The following is a 1,380-nucleotide window of genomic DNA, read 5'->3' as shown; positions in this document are numbered from 1 at the left end:
GCCCAGGCGGGTGTCGCGGCGGCGGTCGCCTCCACGAGCCGCCAGCTCGGGCAGACGCTGGGGGTGGCCGTGGTGGGCGCGGTGCTCGCCTCGGGTTCTTGCCACCGGCACTCTCTCCGCAACATCCATCCCTGCAGGTCGGGGATGATTGCGCGCTCCGTTGACACCTTGGTTGGTAGTTTCAAGCCTCGTTTGCGGCGTGATTGATTATCTCAAATTCGAAACAAGCAAACGTCCATGGCGATATAGACGGTGACCCTGTCGGATTCTCTGCCAGAATCAGGCCTATGTCCGATTCTGGCGCTCAACGCGCTAATCCCATCGCGGTCGGTTCACGGGTCGCGGTGATCCCGACCTCCGGATCGCAGCCCGGCGATACCGAGCCACAAAGTCGGTGTCGTGGTCGAGGAATACGCCGACACCGTCATCGACAGCTCTGACCTGGGGCGGGACTGGGCACCGGTGGGCGATCGCCCTCGACGACGGCCGTTTGGTCTTCCTGCCGAGGGTGGCCTCGAACTCGCCTGAGTCTTTCCCTCTCTCACCGAGAAAAATCACGGGATAGAAGTACGCCACTCGTTGATGTCAGTGAAAAAGATGCTGTTCACAAGCTTCAATTTGCGGCGTCGGAAGCCTCGATGACGTCGGCCTTGATCCTGCCGCGCACGGAAACGACGAAGCCGTTCTTTCCGGCCCAGTCCCGGATCGCTTTCAGTTGCTCGGCGGATCGACCAGACCCCGATATCTTGATCGCCGTCGAAGTATTCGCACGCGCCTTGCCGGCAGAGGAGACCTTCTCTGCGACCTTGATATACGGCGCGAATACCGCCTCGATCTTGTCAGCATTCGTGGGTCGCAAATCAATCCGATAATCGGCACCCTGATACGAAAAGTTAACTTCGTGACAATTTTCTGTGAGCTGGTCGAAGATCTGTTCCGAAACTCGTGTCCAAAACCGATGGTTCAATATGTAGCCTGTCGGTGAGTTCTAGAAATTGCTGTCTCATGGGTGAACTCTTGGGCTACGCGAGAGTCTCGACTACCGATCAGAGCGTCGATCCGCAGAGCGACGCTTGAGCGCTGCCGGCTGTTTCAAGGTCTAGGTCGAAACCGCATCCGGCGCAACCACCACCCGGCCGTAGCTGATGGATCTCCTGTCGCAACTTTGGGACGGAGACACCCTTGTCGTCTGGCGCCTCGACCGGTTGGGGCGCTCACTGCCCCACCTGCTGCAAACCGTCGAAGATCTCGCCGCCCGCGGAGTCGGCTTCAAATCGTTGACCGAAGCGATCGACACCATCACCTCCCGCGGGAAACTCATCTTCTCCTATCTGCGGCGCACGCGCAGAATTCGAACGCAACCTGATCCGAGAACGCACC

At 59.3% G+C, this 1,380-nt stretch carries 3 protein-coding genes; 2 read left to right on the top strand and 1 reads right to left on the bottom strand.

Annotation, left to right across the window (positions count from 1 at the left end; translation table 11 throughout):
• Positions 1 to 399 precede the first annotated feature (399 nt).
• The gene (locus tag ABT116_RS46560) at positions 400 to 528 is read left to right on the top strand and encodes a hypothetical protein (protein ID WP_298774725.1); all 129 of its coding nucleotides are present in this window, start codon (positions 400 to 402) and stop codon (positions 526 to 528) included.
• An 85-nt stretch (positions 529 to 613) separates the two neighbouring features.
• On the opposite strand, the gene ABT116_RS46555 is transcribed toward ABT116_RS46560, so the two are convergent.
• A complete protein-coding gene (locus tag ABT116_RS46555; RefSeq protein ID WP_298774727.1) occupies positions 614 to 967 on the bottom strand; it encodes a histone-like nucleoid-structuring protein Lsr2 in 354 nt (117 codons plus the stop codon).
• 178 nt (positions 968 to 1,145) lie between these two features.
• Here ABT116_RS46555 and ABT116_RS46550 point away from each other — a divergent pair.
• Positions 1,146 to 1,380 (top strand): recombinase family protein (locus tag ABT116_RS46550; RefSeq protein ID WP_351647302.1); only part of this gene is annotated, 235 nt, incomplete at its 3' end.

The sequence above is a fragment of the Streptomyces sp. NPDC002130 genome (genome assembly GCF_040296465.1).
GTDB lineage: Bacteria > Actinomycetota > Actinomycetes > Streptomycetales > Streptomycetaceae > Streptomyces.
Note: the sequence above shows the minus strand (reverse complement) of the source record. Positions and strands in the feature narration are given on the sequence as shown.